Genomic DNA, 17,705 nt, shown 5'->3' on the forward strand with positions numbered 1-17,705 from the left:
CTCAGAAACGGGTTGCAGCATAGGGGGAAAGGTCGATCCGGGGCGCGACCCCGGTGACAAGCGCGGCGACCAGCGCCGCCGTACCCGCCGATTGGGTCAGGCCCAGATGGCCGTGTCCAAAGGCATAGGTGATGCGATCCGCGCGCGGGGCCGGGCCGATCACCGGCAGGCTGTCGGGCAGCGACGGGCGGAACCCCATCCACTGTGTCCCGCCCTCGGCCCGCAGACCCGGCAGGAAATCGCGCGCCTTGTCCAGCAGCACCCCGGCCCGGCGCCAGTTGGGTGGGCGTTTCAACCCGCCCAGCTCGACCGCGCCGCCGACACGCACCCCCTGCCCGATGCGCGAGACGACAAAACCGTGATCGGGAAAGGTCAGATGCGTGCGCAGATCGAAAGCCCCCGCAGGCAGGGTGGTGTTATAGCCGCGCTCGGTTTCCAGCGGGATGCCGTCACCCAGGGTCCGCGCCAGGTGATGCGACCATGCCCCCGCGCAGATCACCGCCCGGTCTGCCCGGCGGGCACCATCGGCACAGTCGAGCGTCACCGTCTCGCCGTCTTGACGCAACGCGCGGACCTCGGCGATCTCGATCCGCCCGCCCCGCGCCCGGAACACATCCGCCAGATGTGCGACCCATTGCGCCGGATCGGTCACGTTGCGCCAGCCGGGAGTGAACCCGGCATGGGTGAAGCGTGGCGACAGGCCCGGCTGAATCTCGGCAATCGCCTCGGGTCGGTCGAGCAGGCGGAAGGCGACGCCATGGGCGGCGCGGGTCTCCCAGCCGGGCAGGCTCGCCTCATAGGCGCGCCGCCCTTCGTAGAGCTGCAACTGCCCCTCGTCGCGGACCAGCGCCCGCGCGCCAGTCTCGGCGATCAGAGCGTCCAGTGTCTCGGCGCTCAGCCGCATCAGCGCCGCCTGCGCCGCCAGCGCACTGGTATAGCGGTCGCGCCAACTGGCCCGCCAGAACCGGACCATCCAGGGGGCAATCTGCGCGGCATAGCCGGGCGGCACCGACAGCGGACCCAGCGGATCAAGCAGCCATTTCGGCGCCTTTCGCATGATCCCCGGCGTCGCCAGCGGGATCACATCGGCAAAGGCAAAGGCACCGGCATTGCCCGCCGACGCCTCGGCCGCGACCCCCTTGCGGTCCAGCACCGTGACCACACACCCGGCCCCTTGCAGGGCCAGCGCGCAGGTGATGCCGACCACGCCAGCCCCGATGACGACGACCTCGGCACCGCGTGTCATGGCAGCGTATAGGCGGTCTTGACGGTGGTGTAGAACTCGGCGGCATAGGTCCCCTGTTCGCGCGCCCCGTGGCTCGACCCCTTGGTGCCGCCAAAGGGCACATGATAGTCCACCCCCGCCGTGGGCAGGTTGACCATTACCATGCCCGCGCGCGCATAGGCCTTGAAATGGCTCGCTTGTTTCAGCGAGGTGGTGCAGATCCCCGCGGACAGGCCGAATTCGGTATCGTTGGCCACCGCCAAAGCCTCATCATAGTCGCGGACCCGCAGGACCGAGGCGACGGGGCCAAACACCTCTTCGCGGTTGATGCGCATGTCGGGCGTGGTCTCGGTCACCAGCGCCGGGGCCATGTAGAACCCGTCCTTGTCCAGCGCCAACCGTTCACCGCCAGTGACGGTGCCGCCCTCGGCCTGCGCGATCTCGACATAGCCCAGGTTCTGCTCCAACTGCCGCGCGTCCACCACCGGCCCCATCTGGGTTGCCGGGTCCAGCGCATCGCCCACCCGAAGATCGCGCATCGCCGCCGCCAGCGCCGCCACGAAACGGTCATGCACACCCTCGGTCACGATCAACCGCGAAGAGGCAGTGCAGCGCTGGCCGGTCGAGAAGAACGCGCCATTGAGACAGGCGGCCACCGCCAGATCCAGATCGGCATCGTCCAGAACCACCATCGGGTTCTTGCCGCCCATCTCCAGCTGCACCTTCTTCATCGCCGCGCCGCAGGCCGCCGCGATACCGCGCCCGGTGGGCACCGACCCGGTGAAGGAAATCGCGTCCACCCGCGCGTCCGATACCAGACGCGGACCCAACTCGGACCCGCGCCCCATAACAAGGTTCACCACGCCAGAGGGTAGACCGGAACGCGACAGGATCTCGACCAGCGCATGGGCGCAACCCGGCACCAGGTCGGCGGGTTTCAGCACCACCGCATTGCCATGCGCCAGCGCCGGGGCGATTTTCCAGGCCGGGATGGCGATGGGAAAGTTCCAGGGCGTGATCAGGCCCACCACGCCCACCGGCGCGCGGGTGACTTCGACCTCGACACCGGGCCGAACCGAGGCCAGCCGGTCGCCGGTCTGGCGCAGCGCCTCACCGGCAAAGAACTTGAAGATCTGCCCGGCCCGCGCCACCTCGCCGATCCCCTCGGCCAGCGTCTTGCCCTCTTCCCGCGACAAGAGCCGCCCCAGTTCCTCCTTGCGGGCCAACAGCTCGGCGCCAGTGAAATCGAGCGCATCGAAGCGCTGTTGCGGGGTCGATGCGGCCCAGATCGGCGCCGCTGCATGGGCGGCGGCAATGGCGGCGTCCAACTCCCCTTCCCCGGCCTGCGCCGCGTGACCGATGATGTCGGTCACATCCGAAGGATTCACATTGGCGCGGCCTGTGCCGCAGGCGACCCAGTCGCCGCCGATGAAATTGCGATACTCCATCCCCGTTGCCTCAGGCCGCCAGGTCCATCTGCCGCGACCAATCGGCATACCAGGCGCGGAACAGGGCGTATTGCCGCTCGACATAGCCGCGCTGACTGTCGCTCAGCACATCAGACTCGTTGAAATGCAGGCTGTATTCCGGCTCGCCGTTCAGCACCATCAGGTGTTTGTAGTAAAGAACCAGGTCCGGCCCCTCGTCAAAGGACGACAATACCCCCAGCGCCTCTTCCAGCTCCTGCGCGCGCTGCCGCGCCACCGGATCGCCCGCCGCTGCCTGCTGGCAGAGCGCGACCAGATGCAGCACCTCGCGCGGAAGCGCGTTGCCGATGCCGGTGATCGCCCCTTCGGCCCCACAATTGACAAAGCCATGATAGACGGCGGTATCGACCCCGACCATCAGCGTCACACCATCATCCTGCGAAGTGATCGCCTCGGCGGCATAGCGCAAGTCGGCCTTGCCGCCGAACTCCTTGAACCCGATCAGGTTTGGGTGCGAACGGCGCAGGTCAAAGAACAGATCGGCGCGGGTGGCAAAGCCGTAATAGGGGCTGTTGTAGATCACGGCGGGCAGGTCAGGCGCCGCCGACAGGATCGCCGCGAAATGGGCGCGCTGCGCCGCCATCGAACTGCCGCGCGACAACACGCGCGGGATCACCATCAGACCGCGCGCGCCAACCTCGGCCGCGTGGCGGGCATGGGCGACGGCCGAGGCGGTGTTGACCGCGCCTGTGCCGACGATCACCGGCACTCCGGCGGCGGTCAGGCGTGCCACGCCCTCCATCCGCTCGGCATCGGTCAACAGCGGCCAGTCCCCCATAGAGCCGCAATAGACCACCGCCGACATGCCCGCGGCAATCATCTCGCGCCCCTTGCGCACCAGCGCGTCGAAATCGGGGCGGCGGTCGGGGGTGCAGGGGGTCATCAGCGCCGGCATGGTGCCGGAGAAAACGGTCTGGGTCATGGAATGTCCTTTCATCGCGGATCACCGGACCCGCCCTGAGTCGTGATATTCTCTTGGTATCGGATATTGTATCCAATATTCAATATAAAATTTTTACATCCCCGCCGTGTTGCGTTAGCCTGCGGGAAAAGCGGTAGCTGACAGCGTGGAAAATGGCGAAATTTCAAACCGTTGACATTGGACGCTCGGCCTCGGCGGCCAGTATCATCTTTGCCGCCCTGCGCCGCGCGATTGTCGAGGGCGACCTGGCCGATGGTGAACCGCTACGCCAAGACGAGATCGCCCGCAGCTTCAACACCAGCCGCATCCCGGTGCGCGAGGCGCTGACCATGCTGGAGCAGCAGGGTCTGGTGAAAACCGAACGCTACAAGGGCGCCGTGGTGGCGGGCCTGTCGATGGCCGAGGCAACCGAGATCTTCGATTTCCGCGCGCTGGTCGAGGCCGAGGTGATGCGCCGGGCCGTGCCCAACATGACGACCGAGGTGCTGGACACCGCCCGCGCCTGTCTGGAACGCTTTGCCGCCGCCAGCGACCCGATGCACTATGGCGACCTGAACCGCGAGTTTCACGAAACGCTCTACCGCGCCTCGGCCCTGCCCTATCACCTGGGGGTCATCGAAAACGCGATGGACCGGATCGACCGTTATCTGCGCGCGCAGCTGGTGCTGAGCGACGGGATGGAGAGCGCCCGCCGCGAACACCTCGCCATTCTCGACGCCTGCGCCAGGGGAGAGGCCGAACGCGCCGCCACCCTGACCGCCGAACATATCCAGGGCGCCCGCGACTCGCTGGCCGAGCATATGGGACCAGGCAGCAGGTAACCCCGCAAACCAGGAGCGACCGAATACCCCTGGATCGCCACAAACGGTTTCAGGTTGTTGCATTCCTTGGTTATGCTGGCCTGACAGCCGACCAAAGAAACAGGCGAAAGCGACCCAAAGTCCAATTCCTGCCCCCCTTTGCGCCTGCCGCAAGTTTGGCCTTGGACGAATCAAACCCCGCCTTTAAACGGCGACCGACACCGGAGCCCCAGCCGCAGGAAAGGCCGACCCGATTGAAACATCCTCTTGACGCACCGCATTCCATCTATGGCGTGGACAAATGGGGCAAGGGCCTGATTGTGGTGACCGAAGAGGGAGAGATCGGGCTGAAAAACCCGCTCCGCCCCGAGGCCGATGCGGTCAGCCTTCCCGGTATCCTGCACGATCTGGAACAGCGCGGCATCCGCGCGCCGATGATCCTGCGGATCAGTTCCTATCTGGAAAACGAGATCGCCCATATCAACGACAGCTTTGCCGATGCCATCAGGCGCTCGGGCTACAAGGGCGCCTATCGCGGCGTGTTCCCGATCAAGGTCAATCAGCAGGCGCAGGTGATCGACCGTATCGTCGAGTTTGGCCATCGCTACAGTTACGGGCTTGAGGCCGGTTCGAAACCCGAACTGGTGATTGCGCTGGCACACAAGCTGGCCTCGGACGCGCTGATCGTCTGCAACGGGGTCAAGGATGCCGAGTTCATCCGGCTGGCCATCCTCAGCCGCAAACTGGGCTTCAACACCGTGATCGTGCTGGAAAGCCCGAAAGAGGCCGATACCGTTATCGAGGTCTATAACGAGCTGGGGATCGAGCCGCTTCTGGGTGTGCGCGTGAAGCTCACCAACCAGCTGAGCGGCAAATGGGTCGAAAGCTCGGGCGACCGCTCTTCCTTTGGAATGAATACCGACCAGTTGGTGCGCGTGGTCGACAAGCTGCGCGATGCCGGGCTGATCCATTGCCTGAAACTGCAACACTCGCATCTGGGCAGCCAGGTGCCCGACGTCAACGACGTGCGCCGCGCCGTGGGCGAGGCCTGCCGCTATTTCACCGAACTCAGCGCCGAGGGCGTGCCGCTCAGCCATCTGGACCTGGGCGGCGGCATGGGCGTCGATTACACCGGCGAGAAGCGCGCCACCGAGAACTCGATCAACTACACGGTCGAGGAATATTGCGCCAATGTGGTGGAAACAGTGGCCTATGCGATGGACGAGGCCGGCATCGCGCATCCCACCATCGTCACCGAAAGCGGCCGCGCGGTGGTGGCAACCTCGTCGCTGCTGGTGTTCAACGTGCTCGAAAGCACGCTGTACGACGCGCCCACCGCGCCGGGCACCGAGCCCGACGATCACCATCTGGTCACCGACCTGGCGGCGGTGAACGGGTACCTGACGCCCGCGCGGCTTCAGGAATGCTGGAACGACGCCACCTTTTATCGCAACGAATTGCGGGCGCTATTCCGCCGTGGCTATGTCGATCTGCGCCAGATGGCCCGGGCCGAACGGATCTATCTGTCGCTGATGGCGCGGATCAAGACCATGGTGGCCGAGGTCGAGGCCGAGACCGATCTGGACGCCCAGATGGAAAAGATCGCCGATATCTACCACTGTAATTTCTCCCTGTTCCAGTCGCTGCCCGATGTCTGGGCCATCGACCAGCTGCACCCGATCGTGCCCTTGCAGATGCTGAATGAGGCGCCCGACCGCCGCGCGGTCCTGTCCGACATCACCTGCGACAGCGACGGCAAGGTCGACCGCTTCATCCTTGCCGATGGCGTGTCGCCGTCCTTGCCTGTGCACTCCCTACCCGAGGATCAGGACTATTACCTCGGCGTTTTCTTCGTCGGCGCCTATCAGGAAACGCTGGGCGATCTGCACAACCTCTTTGGCGACACCAACGTGGTCACCATCGACCTGCGCGCCGATGGCGGGTTCGACCTGCTACACGAGCAGGAGGGCGACACCATCTCCGAGGTGCTCTCTTACGTCGAATACGACCCGGCCGATTGCGTCGCCGCCTTTCGCAAGCTGGTCGACGGTGCCATTTCGAACGGCTGCCTCAAGGCCAACGAGCGCAAGCTGATCATCGGCGCCTATCGCGACAGCATCAACGGCTATACCTATTACGAATAACCCACCAGCCAGAGGAGACCTTCCCATGGGCAAAACACTCGTTGTCGGCGCAGGTGGCGTCAGCCACGCCGCCGTTCACAAGATGGCCATGAATTCCGACATCTTTTCCGAGATCACTCTGGCCAGCCGAACCAAGGCGAAATGCGACGCCATCGCCGCCTCGGTCAAGGAGCGCACCGGCGTGACGATCAAGACCGCCGCGCTGGATGCGATGGACGTGGCCGCCACCGTCGCGCTCATCAAGGAGACAGGCGCCGAGATCCTCGTGAACCTCGCCCTGCCCTATCAGGACCTCAAGCTGATGGATGCCTGCCTCGAGGCCGGGTGCCACTACCTGGACACCGCCAACTATGAGCCCGAGGATGTGGCCAAGTTCGAATACCACTGGCAATGGGCCTATCAGGACAAGTTCAAGGAAGCGGGCCTTACCGCCATCCTCGGCTCGGGCTTCGATCCGGGCGTTACCTCGGTCTTTGCCACCTGGCTGAAAAAGCATAAGCTCGAAACCATCCGCCAGATCGACGTACTGGATGCCAATGGCGGCTCGAACGAGCAGGCATTCGCCACCAATTTCAACCCCGAGATCAACCTGCGCGAGGTTCTGGCCGAGGCGCGGCACTGGGAAAACGGCGCGTGGCAGGTCACGCCCGCGATGACCCACAAAGTCGAGTTCGATTTCCCCGGCATCGGGCCCAAGAACATGTACCTGATGTATCACGAGGAACTGGAGAGCCTCTCGACCCACTTCCCCGAGATCGAGCGCGCCCGCTTCTGGATGACATTCGGCGATGCCTATATCATGCACGCCAAGGTGCTGGAAAACGTCGGCATGACCCGCATCGACCCGGTCATGCATGACGGCAAGGAAATCATCCCGATCCAGTTCCTCAAAACCCTGCTGCCCGATCCCGGCACGCTGGCCGAGGAAACCAAGGGCAAGGCCTGCATCGGCGATATCGCCACGGGTCAGGCCAAGGACGGATCGGGCGAGAAGACCTATTACATCTACAACATCTGCGACCACGAGGAATGCTTTGCCGAGGTTGGCAGCCAAGCGGTCAGCTACACCACCGGTGTCCCCGCCATGATCGGCGCGGCGCAGGTGCTCAAGGGCAACTGGGTGGAACCGGGCGTGTGGAACATGGAACAGCTCGACCCCGATGACTTCATGGACATGCTGAACAATCACGGCCTGCCGTGGCAGGTCCATGAACTCGACGGTCCGGTCTCTTTCTGACCTTGTGGGCAACGGGCGCCCGCGCCCTTTCTTCTGTTTGAAAATACCTCGGGGGGTCCGGGGGGCAGCGCCCCCCGGCCTCTCCTCCAGCGGAGGCGCCGGAAATGGCAGATGTGATGCAGACCCAGGCAGGAGACGCTGGCGCCTTCCGCCACTTTGACCTCTCCCGCGTGCCTACCCCCTGTTTCGTGGTCGACGAGGTCGCCATCGAGCGCAATCTGGCGATCCTCAAGGATATCTCCGACCGCTCCGGCGCGCATGTGCTGTCGGCGCTCAAGGCGTTTTCCATGTTCGCCCTCGCGCCCCTCGTGCGCCAATATCTCGGCGGCACCTGCGCCAGCGGCATCTACGAGGCGCGGCTGGGGCGCGAGGAATATGGCGGCGAGGTCGCCACCTTCTGCGCCGGGTACAAGGAACAGGATATCGACGAGATCCTGTCGCTCAGCGATCACATCATCTTCAACAGCCCGGCACAAAAGGACCGCTTCCTGACCCGCGCCCAGGCGGCGGGCGTTCAGGTGGGTCTCAGGATCAACCCCGAACATTCCGAGGGCGAGATCGCCAAATACGACCCCTGCGCGCCCTGCTCCCGGCTTGGCACGCCGGTCAGCCAATTGACGCCCGAAGCCGTGGCAGGCGTCGACGGGCTGCACATGCACACGCTCTGCGAACAGGGGTTCGAACCGCTCGCACGGACCTGGGCGGCGGTCGAGGCGAAACTCGCCCCCTATCTGCCCGGCCTCAAATGGCTCAATTTCGGTGGCGGTCATCACATCACCCGCGCCGATTACGACCGCGACGCGCTGGTGCGCTTCATCCAGGGGATCCGCGAGAAACACGGCCTCGACGTCTATCTTGAACCGGGAGAGGCGGTGGCGCTGGATGCGGGTATCCTCGTGGGTGAAATCCTTGACCTGCCCTCCAATGGCATGGACCTCGCCATCACCGATATCTCGGCCACGTGCCATATGCCGGACGTGATCGAGGCGCCCTATCGCCCCGCCCTGATGGACGAGGCCGAGAGCGGCCATACCTATCGCCTGGGCGGCCCCTCCTGTCTCGCCGGCGACGTGATCGGCGACTACACTTGGGACCGGCCCCTGACCATCGGCCAGCGCTTCGCCTTTCTCGACCAGGCGCATTACTCGATGGTCAAGACCAACACGTTCAACGGCGTGCCCCTGCCCACTATCGCGCTATGGAACAGCGAAACCGACGCGCTGCGCATCATCCGCCAATTCGACTATTCCGATTTCAAGGACCGTCTCTCATGAGCATCTTCCTCGACAGCGAACTGACCGCGACAGAGCGCGGCGAAGACGCCCGTTTCCGCATCATCCCGGTGCCGCTGGAACGCACCGTCTCTTACGGCTCGGGCACCGCCGGCGGTCCGGCGGCGATCCTCTCGGCATCAAACGAGCTTGAGCGCATCACCAACGGCGCCGAACCCTGCGCGCAGGGCATCTTCACCGAAGCCCCGCTCGACTGCGACGGCCCGCTGCCCGAGGTGATGGAGCGCCTCGCCCAACGGACCGAAGCCGCCATCAGCGCAGGCCGGGTGCCGGTGACGCTGGGAGGTGAACATTCGCTCAGCTTCGGCGCGGTAATGGGCGTGGCGCGCGCCCTGGGTCGGCCGCTGGGGCTGGTGCAGATCGACGCCCATGCCGACCTGCGCATCGCCTATCAGGGCGAGAAACACAGCCACGCCTCGGTCATGCACCTGCTCGCCGAGGAGGGTATTCGGCTGGCGCAATTCGGCGTCCGCGCCCTCTGCCAGCAGGAAATGGACGAGCGCGCCAAACACGGCGTGTTCTACAAGGATGCCGAGGAGCTGGTCACAGGCAACATCCACGCCATCGACCTGCCCGAAGATTTCCCCGAACTGGTCTATGTCAGCTTCGATGTCGACGGGCTGGACCCGGCCCAGATGCCCGCCACCGGCACGCCGGTGCCGGGCGGCCTTGGCTATTACCAGGCGCTGCACCTGGTCGAGCACGCGCTCAAGGGCCGCACATGCGTTGGCCTTGACGTGGTGGAACTGGCGCCCGACGGCAATGCTGCCTGGGATTTCACCGCCGCCCAGATCGTCTATCGGCTGATGGCGGCCTGCACAGCCTGATCCCCGTTATCCGGTAGGGCACGTTCGCGCAGCGCGGCCATCTCAGTCAGGCCCAGCTGCGCCAGTGTCAGGCTGACCTCCTGCGCCAGCACGTCCCACAGCTGGTGCAGCCCTGCCTCGCCCCCCGCCGCCATGGCATAAAGGAGCGGGCGGCCGAGGAACACGAAATCGGCCCCCATCGCATAGGCCTTGACCACATCCTCACCGCTGCGGATGCCACTGTCATAGAACAGCGGATAGGTGGGGCCGACCGCTTGTCGGATCGCGGCCAGCGCCTCGATCGCGGGGGGTGCGGCGTCAAGCTGCCGGCAACCGTGGCTGGAGACCTGGATCGCATCGGCGCCCAGCGTCTTGAGGCGCAGCGCATCATCGGGGTGCAGCACGCCTTTGACCACCAGCTTTCCGGGCCAGGCGGCGCGCAGGCGCTCGAATGTCGTCCAATCGGCGGCGGCACGGCTCTCGGTACGGTCGAAAACATAATCCCGCCCGTCGAAATTGGCCATCTGCGGCCGCCCCCGGATCAGCGTGGACAGGGACCAGCGCGGATGCAGCGCGAAATCGACGAATTGACGGGGACCGATGCGGAACGGCATCTTGAACCCGTGCCGCAACTCGCGCGGGCGGCGGCCCACCTCGGGCACATCGACGGTCAGCACCAGCGTGCCATAGCCGGCCGCACGGGCGCGCTCGACCAGTTTCATGGTGCCGCTGCCATCGCCGCTGAAATAAAGCTGGAACCAGGCCATGCCGCCCGAGACCTTGAGCAGGGTTTCCATGTCGGTCGAGGCCACGGTCGAGACGCCATGCGGCACCCGGTCCCTTGCGGCCAGCCGGGCCAGCATCAGATCGGCGCCGGGGGTGGACAGGTTGCACATGCCCATCGGGCTGATGCCAAAGGGGCGCACTGCCAGCTTGTCGAAGAGCTGCACCCGCAGCTCTCGCCGGCTGACGTTGCGCAGCACCCGGGGCGTCAGGCGAATATCCTGAATGGCCCGGCGCGCCAGCATCGCGCCATGCTCTTCGCCGGCCGAGCCGTCGATATAGTCGAACACCATCCAGGGCAGGCGCCTGCGCGCCAGCCTGCGGGCGTCCTCGCTGGAATGAATGCCGGTCTGGCGCAGCATGGCCTGGGCTCTTTCCTAGTCGTCCTGCGGGTTGGGCCGTTCCCTAGCGCAGCACCATCACGGTACAGGGCGCGTGGCGAACAACGCGGGCGGCGGTGGTGCCCAGAAAATAGTCGCTGAGGCCGGGCCGGTGCGAGCCGACGATGATCAGGTCGATGCCCATGTCGGTGGCATATTCGGTCAGCGCGCGGCTGGAATGACCGCTCAGCAACACCGGTTCGACCCCGGGCGCATCGGCCACGCGGGCGCGCAACCGCGCCTCGGCATCGGCGCGGGCCTTGGCCACCAGATCGGCGTCCAGATAGGCGCGGACCGCCGGGTTGGGCGGCTCGATCACATGGACGGCGCGAATGGTGGCGCCCTCGGCGGCCAGGGCGCGGGCGGTTTCCAGCGCCCGCTCGCTGATCCCGTGTTCCAGCGACAGGGCAACAAGGATGCGGTGATACATGGCCTAACTCCTTTCCGGGTCGGTGTCGGGAACCAGCAGGACCTTGGGTGCCGCCACCCGGCCCGCGCGGATATCGGCAAAGGCCTCGGCACCCTGTTCCAGCGGGCGCGCCTCGGTCCAGTCAAGCGGGCCGAGGCGGCCGTCAAAGATCGCCTGCGCGGTCTGGCGGAAATCCTCGGCGGTATAGGTATAGGTCCCGATAAAGGTGATCTCTTGCAAGGTCATCCGCCGGATATCGAGGCCACCGGTATCCTCGCCCAGGCCGATATGGCCGATCACCCCGCCGGGGCGCACATGGGCCGAGGCAGCGGCACGGGTGGCGGCATAGCCCACCCCGTCGATCACCAGATCGTATTGCGCCCCCTCTGGCGCAGCACCGAGCGCATGCTGGCCACAACGGTCGCTCAGATAGGCGCGGCGGGCGGGGTTCGGCTCGACCACGGTAACCTGCGGCACGCCTTGCGCCGCCAGGCAGAGTGCGGCGCCCAGCCCGATCGCCCCGCCTCCCAGTACCAGCGCCGTGTCACGCGCACCGGATAGCGCGGCCAGGGACAGGCGCACCGTGTGCCAGCCGCAGGCGATGGGTTCGGCCAGTGCCGCCTTGGCCAGCGGGACGGGGTCGGGGACAGTGACCAGATTGCCCTCGGGCATCGCCACATATTCGGCAAAGCCGCCCTCGCGCGGGGGCATCGAGATGATCTGCCGGGCGGGGCACAGGTTGTCGCGTCCCGTGCGGCAGGCCGGGCAGTCGCCGCAAGTGACCAGAGGGTTCACGGTGACCCGCTCGCCGTCGCGCGGCCCACCCACGATCACGCCCGCCACCTCGTGCCCCAGGATCAGCGGCGCCGGGCGGCGCGCATCGTGGCCCAGATAGGCATGCATGTCCGAGCCGCAGATACCCACCTGCGCGATGCGGATCAGCTGTTCGCCCGGCCCCGCGACCGGGTTGGGCATCTCGCGCAGCGCAAGCGTTTCGGGGCCCGTGTAAACCAGCGCCTTCATTTCGCGGTATATCCTCCATCCACCATCAACACCTGACCGGTGACATAGGCCGACGCCTCGGAACAAAGAAACAACAGCGGCCCGTCCAGATCCTCGGGCTCTCCATTGCGGCCGAGACAGGTCTGCGCGGCATTGCGCGCCGCGCGCGCGGGATCTGCAAAGACAGGCGCCGTCAGCTCGGTACGGAAAAAACCCGGCCCCAGCGCGTTGGCGGTGATCCCGTGCGGAGACCAGGCCTCGGCCATGGCGCGGGTCATCTGGGCCACGCCGCCCTTGGACGCGCCATAGGCGATGCCGCCGGGAAAGGCGCGGGTTGTCTGGAGCGAGGCGAAATTGACGATCCGGCCCCAGCCGCGCGCTTTCATCCCGGTCACCAGATACTGGCTGAGGAAAAACGGCACCGACAGGTTCAAGGTCAGGGTGATGTCCCAGCCTTCGGGCGTGACCTCATCGGCGGGCTGGCGGGTGTTGATGCCAGCCGCATGCACCAGAATGTCGGGCGCCCCGAATGGGTCGACCACCTGCCGCGCCAGCCCCTCCAGCCCGTCGCGGTCCGACAGGTCATAGGGAATGGCATGGGTTTCGCCCCCCGCCTCGGCGCGCCATTCGTCCAGCGCGTCGGCCCGCCGGGCCACGCCCACCACCTGTGCGCCAGCCTGCGCCAGCACCGTCGCCGCGCGCCGGCCAAGTCCGGAACTGGCGCCGGTGACACAGGCCACCCGGCCCCGCACCGAGAAGAGATCGCCCGGCTCAGCCATTGGCGGTCAAGTCAAAGGTCTCGTCGGGGAAGTACTTGGCCAGCCGCACATCGGCGGCACGGGCATGGCCCTCCATCCCCTCCAGCCGGGCGATGCGGGCGGTGGCCTCGGCCACGGGCTTGTAGCCCTCGCGGGTGCCGCGCTGCCAGGTCACGATCTTCATGTATTTGTGCACGCTGAGGCCCCCGGTATAGCTGGCGGCGCCGCTTGTCGGCAGCACGTGGTTGGTGCCCGCCGCCTTGTCGCCATAGCTGACGGTGCTTTCTTCGCCCAGGAACAGCGATCCATAACAGCTGAGCCGGTCGAGCCACCAATCCAGGTCGTTGGCCATCACCGTCAGGTGCTCGGGCGCGTAACGGTCCGAGGTGGCGGCCATCTCCTCGCGGTCGGCGCACAGGATCACCTCGGCATAGTCGCGCCATGCGGCGGCGGCATTGTCGCGGTTCACCTCGGGCAGGTCGGCGATATAGGCCGGGATCATCTCGATCACCTTTTCCGCCAGCGCGCGATCATCGGTCACCAGCCAGACGGGCGAGTTGTAGCCATGCTCTGCCTGGCTCACCAGATCGGTGGTCACGATATGCGGATCGGCGGTCTTGTCGGCCAGGATCAGGCTGTCGGTGGGGCCCGCGATCATGTCGATGCCGACACGCCCGAACAGCATCCGCTTGGCCTCGGCCACGAACTGGTTGCCGGGACCGACCAGGATTTTCGCCTTGGGCAGACCGAACAGGCCAAAGGCCATGGCCGCCACCCCCTGCACACCGCCGATTGCCATGATCGTGTCGGCGCCACAGATATGGGCGGCATAGACGATGGCAGGCGCCACGCCGACACCGGGACGCGGTGGCGAGCAGGCCATGATATGTTTGCACCCCGCCACCTTGGCCGTGGTCACGGTCATGATGGCGCTGGCGATATGGCTATAGCGCCCGCCCGGCACATAGCAGCCCGCCGCGTCCACCGGGATCGCCTTTTGCCCGGTGATCACGCCCGGCACCACCTCAAGCTCGACATCGGTCAATGTCGCCTTCTGCGTCTCGGCAAAGCGGCGCACATTGTCATGGGCAAAGCGGATATCGGCCTTGAGCTTTTCCGGCACCAGCGCGCAGGCGGCCTCGATCTCTGCGGGCGACAGGATGATGCTGCCCTCGTAGCGGTCGAACTTGGCGGCATAGTCCAGCGCGACCTGATCCCCGCCCGCCTCGATATCGGCGAGGATCGCGCGCACCGTCTCTTGCACATCCGAGGCATCGGATTTCGAGGTAAGCGAAGCTTTCTTGAGGTATTCGATGGTCATACCGGGGGCGTCCTATTTGTAGATATCGGGCAAGAGGGTGGTGGAAATGGCGGGCAGATAGGCGATGAGCAGCACCACCAGCAGCATGAACAAGACGAAGGGAACGGCGCGGGCGGCGATCTTGAGGATCGACTCGCCGGTGATGCCGGAGACCACGAACAGGTTCAGCCCCAGCGGCGGCGTGATGAAGCCCACACCCAGCGCGGTGATCATCATGATGCAGAACTGGATCTCGTTCATGCCGATATTGTCGGCCAGCGGCTTCAGGATCGGGGCCAGGATCACGATATTGGGCGTCGTCTCCATCACGCAGCCCGCCGCGATCAGGATGCCGATCATCAGCAGGATCAACAGCCAGGGTTCGTCGGTCATGCCGGTGACAGCGGCGACAAATCCCTGCGGCACGCCCATGATCGCCAGCGCCTCCGCCAGCGGCGCCGAAAAGGCGATGATCGGCAGGATAACCCCGTTCACCTTGGCCGAGCTGACCAGCATCGCCGGGAAGTCGGACAGCGACAGGGTGCGCAGGATGAAGCCCATCAGGATGGTGACGACAACAGCGGTGGCACCCGCCTCGGTCGGCGTCAGCCGGCCCGAGAAGATGCCGTAAAAGATGATCCCCGGCACGATGAAGGCATACCAGCCGGATTTCAGCGCCCGGCCCAGATTGCCCAGGTATTCGGCGGCCGAGATATTGCCGCCGCCCTCCCAGCCGTTGATGCGGTTCATCACCACATTGGTGACCAGGATCGAGATCAGGATGCACAGACCCGGAATGAGCGCGGCCAGAAACAGGGTCGAGGCCGAGATACCCAGCACCAGACCGATGATGATATAGGCGATCGAAGGCGGGATCAGGATGCCGGTACAGGCCCCCGCTGCCACCAGCGCACAGGCATAGGGCCGGGGATAGCCCGACTCGACCAGCCGGTCGATGGTCATCCGGCCCACGGCGGCGGCCCCCGCCGCGTCCGAGCCCGAAATGGCCGCGAACATGCCGCAGACCAGCACCGTGGCCGAGCCGAACCCGCCCTTGGCGAATTGCGTGAGCGCCTCGGCCACGTCCAGGAACTTGCGCGAAAGCCCCGTGCGCACCAGCACGTCACCGGTCAGGATGAACAGCGGCACCGCTGTCAGCGCAAAAGCGTCGATGCCGGTGAACAGGCTCTCGCCCACCGCGCTCAGCGGCATGTCCCCCGACATGATCAACATGGTGATCGCCGCCGCCCCGATGGCGGCCCAGACCGGCACCGCCAGCGCGATGAGGCCCACGAACAGGATCACCGGCAGGTAGAAATCCCAGCCCAGTTCAACCGTCTGATTGAGGGTGTTCCAAAGCATGACCGTCCCCTCAATCGAACAGTTTGTCGCCCTCGTAGACGGGCGTGCCGTCACGAAGGCTGCGCAAATCGCGCAGGAAGGATTGCACCAGTCGCAGGATCATCAGCGAAAAGCCCACCGGCACCGCCATCAGGAACCACACCATCGAGATGCGCAGGCCGTGACTGACCGAGCCGAACTTGGCCGAGACCAGCACCGTTTCGAACGACCAGTACAGCGCGATGACCGCCACCACGAACATCACCAGATCGCCAAAGATATAGAGCAGCGCCTTGGCCCGGCGGCCCAGGTAATGCATCAGCACATCAATGCGGATATGGCCCCGTTCCTTCACCGCCGAGGCGGCGCCGATCCAGGCGAGGTAGATGAAGGAATAGCGCACGATCTCCTCTCCCCAGATCGAGGAATAGGCGAAGATCTCGCGCCGCAGCACCTCGATGGCCATGGTGACGACAAGCATCACGTAGAACACCAAGAGCGCCCAGCGCTCGGCATTCCGGTTCAGGGCATTCAGGATAAGGCTCACGCGTCCCTCCCTCCGGGCGAGGGGCATCCGTTGCCGGAGGCCCGGTTGATGGCGTCATGCGGGTAAGGAAAGGGCCGGCGCCATCCCAGGCGCCGGCCAGTGCCCGATCAGGCGTCGTGCACGTAATAGCGGCCCATGGTGCCGGCGGCCTCTTCGAGGCGGGCAAAGGCATCCATCGACCCGGCCAGTTCGGTCTTGAAGCTGTCCCATTCCGGGCGCTGATAGCCGCCGGTCGCCTGCCATTCGGCCAGTTGATCGGCGGACAGCGAATGGAACTCGACCCCGGATTTGGTCAGTTCCGACATCGCATAGGCACGCGCGGCGGGCACCTTGGCCAGGTTCTGCTGCGAGGTGACCTCGCCCGCGAACATGATGCCTTCCTGCACGTCTGCCGGAAGCCCGTTGAACCATTCCAGGTTCATCGAGAACACCTGGCTGTCGGGCACCGCCTGGGTAAAGGTCACATGGCTGAGGATGTCCTTGAAGCCAAAAACATAAAGCGCGCCGACCGACGGGTCGAGCGCATCGGCCACGCCCTGCTTGATCGCCGAGGGCGTCTCGCCCCAGGCCACCGGCGTCGGGTTGGCGCCGACCATGCGGTAATACTGTTGCAGCATCTTCGAGCCCGGCACGCGGAACTTGACCCCTGCCAGATCGCCCGGCGTGATCACCGCGTTGCCACCCTTGCGCACGGCCACGACGCGCGGGTCGATCACGATATAGAACAGCGCCTTGAAGCCCGCGGCCTCGACCTTGGGATGCACCTCGGACTTCCAGGCATCCGACGACACGAGGTTGGTGAACCGCTGGTTCGAGCCGCAGAAATACGGCATGTTGATCAGGTCGACGGCGCTTGCGAAGGGGGCGAAATTCGACAGCGAATGCTGCGCCGCCTGGATGGTGCCGCCCTGCACCTTTTGCACCAGCGCGCCACCGGCGCCCAGCTGGCCGCCCGGCGCCAGTTTCACATAGACCTTGCCGTTGGTGGCGTTCTGGATGTTCTCCTTGAGGTCCAGCTGCATGATCGGATAGCTGCGCGACGCGCCCAGCACATATGCCGTCGCCACCGTCATCACATGCGATGCGGCGGCTTCTCGTTCCTTCTCTTCCTTGGCGGTCTGCGCTGCGGCCTCGGTCGACCACAGGGTCCCCGCCGCGCCGGCCACCATGGCGGCGGTAAAGCTGCCGCTGCCGGCCAGTTTCAGAAAGTTGCGGCGTGTCGCGGACGCAAGTCCGGTCCGGTCGTCTTTCATGTATTTCCTCCCATTTGGA

16 protein-coding genes are annotated in these 17,705 nt (G+C 65.6%); 5 read left to right on the forward strand and 11 right to left on the reverse strand.

The window, feature by feature from the left end; all coding sequences use genetic code 11:
- Position 1 precedes the first annotated feature (1 nt).
- Genes AC2FNY_RS04845 through AC2FNY_RS04855 form a run of 3 tightly spaced genes read right to left on the reverse strand, consistent with a single transcriptional unit; the run spans position 2 to position 3,634 of the window.
- Complete coding sequence (locus AC2FNY_RS04845) at positions 2–1,246, reverse strand: NAD(P)/FAD-dependent oxidoreductase (protein ID WP_496801787.1); 1,245 nt, start codon at positions 1,244–1,246, stop codon at positions 2–4.
- Complete coding sequence (locus AC2FNY_RS04850) at positions 1,243–2,673, reverse strand: aldehyde dehydrogenase family protein (RefSeq protein ID WP_496801788.1); 1,431 nt, start codon at positions 2,671–2,673, stop codon at positions 1,243–1,245. The genes AC2FNY_RS04845 and AC2FNY_RS04850 overlap by 4 nt, the downstream gene beginning before the upstream one ends.
- A 10-nt stretch (positions 2,674–2,683) precedes the next feature.
- Positions 2,684–3,634, reverse strand: coding sequence for a dihydrodipicolinate synthase family protein (locus AC2FNY_RS04855; protein ID WP_234216017.1), 951 nt, complete (start codon positions 3,632–3,634; stop codon positions 2,684–2,686).
- A 152-nt stretch (positions 3,635–3,786) separates the two neighbouring features.
- Here AC2FNY_RS04855 and AC2FNY_RS04860 point away from each other — a divergent pair, with 152 nt between their 5' ends.
- The 5 genes from AC2FNY_RS04860 to speB all read left to right on the forward strand — a co-directional run bounded on the left by AC2FNY_RS04860 (position 3,787) and on the right by speB (position 9,934).
- Positions 3,787–4,455 carry a GntR family transcriptional regulator gene (locus tag AC2FNY_RS04860; RefSeq protein ID WP_496801789.1) on the forward strand — a complete coding sequence of 223 codons (669 nt, stop codon included), beginning with the start codon at positions 3,787–3,789 and terminating at the stop codon, positions 4,453–4,455.
- Positions 4,456–4,688: 233 nt separating this feature from the next.
- Complete coding sequence (speA, locus tag AC2FNY_RS04865; RefSeq protein WP_496801790.1) at positions 4,689–6,578, forward strand: biosynthetic arginine decarboxylase; 1,890 nt, start codon at positions 4,689–4,691, stop codon at positions 6,576–6,578.
- Positions 6,579–6,603: 25 nt separating this feature from the next.
- Positions 6,604–7,815 carry a saccharopine dehydrogenase family protein gene (locus AC2FNY_RS04870; protein ID WP_496801791.1) on the forward strand — a complete coding sequence of 404 codons (1,212 nt, stop codon included), beginning with the start codon at positions 6,604–6,606 and terminating at the stop codon, positions 7,813–7,815.
- A gap of 104 nt (positions 7,816–7,919) precedes the next feature.
- Positions 7,920–9,089 (forward strand): carboxynorspermidine decarboxylase, encoded by a 1,170-nt coding sequence (nspC, locus tag AC2FNY_RS04875; protein ID WP_496801792.1) that lies wholly within the window; start codon positions 7,920–7,922, stop codon positions 9,087–9,089.
- On the forward strand, positions 9,086–9,934 hold the full coding sequence (speB, locus tag AC2FNY_RS04880; RefSeq protein ID WP_496801793.1) for an agmatinase: 849 nt from the start codon (positions 9,086–9,088) through the stop codon (positions 9,932–9,934). Before nspC ends, speB begins: the two co-directional genes overlap by 4 nt.
- Here speB and AC2FNY_RS04885 read toward each other — a convergent pair.
- The 8 genes from AC2FNY_RS04885 to AC2FNY_RS04920 form a co-directional block, all read right to left on the reverse strand.
- Positions 9,904–11,058 (reverse strand): alpha-hydroxy acid oxidase, encoded by a 1,155-nt coding sequence (locus AC2FNY_RS04885; protein ID WP_496801794.1) that lies wholly within the window; start codon positions 11,056–11,058, stop codon positions 9,904–9,906. The two genes, speB and AC2FNY_RS04885, sit on opposite strands and share 31 nt — an antisense overlap.
- A gap of 43 nt (positions 11,059–11,101) precedes the next feature.
- A complete protein-coding gene (locus tag AC2FNY_RS04890) occupies positions 11,102–11,506 on the reverse strand; it encodes a universal stress protein (RefSeq protein WP_234137436.1) in 405 nt (134 codons plus the stop codon).
- A 3-nt stretch (positions 11,507–11,509) separates the two neighbouring features.
- Positions 11,510–12,508, reverse strand: coding sequence for a zinc-dependent alcohol dehydrogenase (locus AC2FNY_RS04895; RefSeq protein ID WP_496801795.1), 999 nt, complete (start codon positions 12,506–12,508; stop codon positions 11,510–11,512).
- Positions 12,505–13,266, reverse strand: coding sequence for an SDR family NAD(P)-dependent oxidoreductase (locus AC2FNY_RS04900; protein ID WP_496801796.1), 762 nt, complete (start codon positions 13,264–13,266; stop codon positions 12,505–12,507). Before AC2FNY_RS04900 ends, AC2FNY_RS04895 begins: the two co-directional genes overlap by 4 nt.
- Positions 13,259–14,566, reverse strand: coding sequence for a histidinol dehydrogenase (hisD, locus tag AC2FNY_RS04905; RefSeq protein WP_496801797.1), 1,308 nt, complete (start codon positions 14,564–14,566; stop codon positions 13,259–13,261). The genes AC2FNY_RS04900 and hisD overlap by 8 nt, the downstream gene beginning before the upstream one ends.
- Before the next feature lie 12 nt (positions 14,567–14,578).
- Positions 14,579–15,907 (reverse strand): TRAP transporter large permease, encoded by a 1,329-nt coding sequence (locus tag AC2FNY_RS04910; protein WP_234137432.1) that lies wholly within the window; start codon positions 15,905–15,907, stop codon positions 14,579–14,581.
- A 10-nt stretch (positions 15,908–15,917) separates the two neighbouring features.
- Positions 15,918–16,460: a TRAP transporter small permease gene (locus tag AC2FNY_RS04915; RefSeq protein WP_234137431.1), complete on the reverse strand. Its 543-nt coding sequence runs from the start codon at positions 16,458–16,460 to the stop codon at positions 15,918–15,920.
- Between the two features lie 80 nt (positions 16,461–16,540).
- Entirely contained in the window at positions 16,541–17,686 is a 1,146-nt protein-coding gene (locus AC2FNY_RS04920) for a TRAP transporter substrate-binding protein (protein WP_496801798.1), read from the reverse strand.
- Positions 17,687–17,705: the final 19 nt, after the last annotated feature.

Source organism: Ruegeria sp. BHSC223 (genome assembly GCF_059613025.1).